At 56.4% G+C, this 2,110-nt stretch carries 2 protein-coding genes; one reads left to right on the forward strand and one right to left on the reverse strand.

The window, feature by feature from the left end; genetic code table 11:
- The first annotated feature begins 215 nt into the window (after nt 1-215).
- Nucleotides 216-953 carry a hypothetical protein gene (locus OS035_RS33375; protein WP_130668356.1) on the forward strand — a complete coding sequence of 246 codons (738 nt, stop codon included), beginning with the start codon at nt 216-218 and terminating at the stop codon, nt 951-953.
- A 99-nt stretch (nt 954-1,052) separates the two neighbouring features.
- On the opposite strand, the gene OS035_RS33380 is transcribed toward OS035_RS33375, so the two are convergent.
- Complete coding sequence (locus OS035_RS33380; protein ID WP_082849634.1) at nt 1,053-2,048, reverse strand: IS30 family transposase; 996 nt, start codon at nt 2,046-2,048, stop codon at nt 1,053-1,055.
- Nucleotides 2,049-2,110: the final 62 nt, after the last annotated feature.

The raw sequence follows: 2,110 nt of genomic DNA on the forward strand, positions 1-2,110 counted from the left end.
GTGTGACTTCTAATGTAAATGCAACAAGGGCTTAAAGGCTACTACAGGGCAAGGAGATCAGCCCTCGATCCGACCGGCTGGGCCGGGTTGAAAGGGCGGAGCGGGGGCGGGTGATGACGCACCCTTCGGCTTTATCTTTCTCACTAGCAATTGTTCTTTTACCGCTCGATACTCGCTGGGACTTGCATGGCGCAGTTGGGGATCAAAGCCGCACGATGCTTCCGGAAATCAACCTGCAAGGTGACGTCGACATCGCCGCGCTGTCACCACTTCTTCGCGGCATGCTTCTTTCGGTTGCCTATGCTGACGGTGAGGGTGGCATAGGATTGACGGCGACCGGCGCCATGAACCGCAAGTTCGTGCATTGGGCCGCTGTGCACTTCCTCTGGCCAGGATTCACAGCCGAGGACCTCTACAGCATGAACAAGGTGCTCAATGAAAGCGACATGCCGCCGCTTTGGGTCGTGCGCGACATGGCCCGTCATCTGAAGCTTCTTCGCCGGAAAAAGGATGTGCTGCTGCCAACCAGACGCGGCCGGGAGTTTTTGGTGAACCCGCAAGCCTTCTTCGATCTGGTCGCCACGGATTATCTCTATTCCTATGTCCACGCCACCGAGCGGGAAGAGGAGGTCCGAGCGCGGTTACGCTGGTGGCGCATGTTCCTCAATCTTCTCAATATCAAGGCCAGAAAAGGTTGCGCGCCAATGGACGTTGTGAAAATCCTCTATCCAGAGCTGGCGCCTTTGTCGGACACCGAAATGACCATAGAAGCCTGGGAGTTGAAATCCGATCTTCAGTATGGCGTCTTCCAACGCTTATGCTGGCTCGGCTTGCTCTACGAGGCACGAGAGGGGCTCACTCTTCTGCAGGATGGATCCTTCCACAAGACGCTACTTTGGGCAGCTTGCCTGCAGTTGGAATCGGATACGCAAAGCGATATCGGCGTGCATTGACGATCTCTATTCTGCCGCTGGCTGCCTAATAACGCTTTCTCTCGCCGCGCAATCACCGCAGGATCATTCATAAGATCCGTCCTCCGCCCCAGCTTGCCGTCATTTGTTCACTTCACGCCTGAACACTTCAGCTGGGGTGCGGAAACCAAGGCATTTTCTCGGCGTACTGTTCAACCGATCGATCAGTGATCGTATCGATTCATCAGGAACTGACAGGACAGCAGTATCCCTCGGCAGGTAACGCCGAATCCGCCGATTCATGTTCTCAACGGAGCCTTTTTGCCAGGGCGCAGACGGATCGCAGAACCATGCATCGGTTCCCATTCCCTGCTTCAGTCGCCGCCAGGAGACGAATTCAAATCCGCGATCAAACGTCAAACTTTGCCGGGCATGCCTGGGCAGGGGGCTGAGCACGTCGATGAGCCGCTCCATGATCGGCTTGGACTGCCGGTCGTTGTTCTTGAACAGCATGGTGAACCGGCTCGTCCGCTCAACAACCGTTGCCACATTGGCATTGCCCTGAACCCTTTCGAAGATCATGAGATCGGCTTCCCAGTGACCGAATTCCTTGCGATCGTTGATGGCTTCCGGCCGATGTTTGATCGAACGCTCATCTGGAAAGACTGGATTCTGCGGCTTGCGAGCATATCGCGGCCGGCGCTTTCTCCGCCGTTCCGGGAGAAGCCGCGCGAGTTGCTGCCGTTGTCCTTCTGGTGAATAGACATACCGGTAGATCGTCTCGTGACAGACGCTTGCCTTGGCCGCTGGTTCGATCTTCAGTCGTCCAGCAATCTGTTCCGGCGACCAGCCGGATTCCAACTTTCCGATCACTTCGTTCCGCAGATCCTCGCGACGAAAGAGCTTGCCGATCCGCCGGCGCCTGTCGCGCGCCATGTCGTTGGCGGTCATCGCCCAGTAGCCCTCGGCATCGGGGAATTCCTGATCGTGCCAGTAGTTGCGTTTTATCTCCCGGGAGATGGTCGCACGGTCCCGGCCGAGGCGTCTGGCGATCTCAGACTGGCTAAACTTCTGATCCAACATCCTGGAAATCGATCGGCGTTCGTCAAAACTCAAATGCGAAAAGGTACGGATCAAACCATGGCTCCCGAAAAGCAGGCAGCTTAGCGCCTTTGTTGCAGTTCGAGATAGAATGTACC

The sequence above is a fragment of the Rhizobium sp. 268 genome (genome assembly GCF_036571585.1).
Classification (GTDB): domain Bacteria; phylum Pseudomonadota; class Alphaproteobacteria; order Rhizobiales; family Rhizobiaceae; genus Rhizobium; species Rhizobium redzepovicii.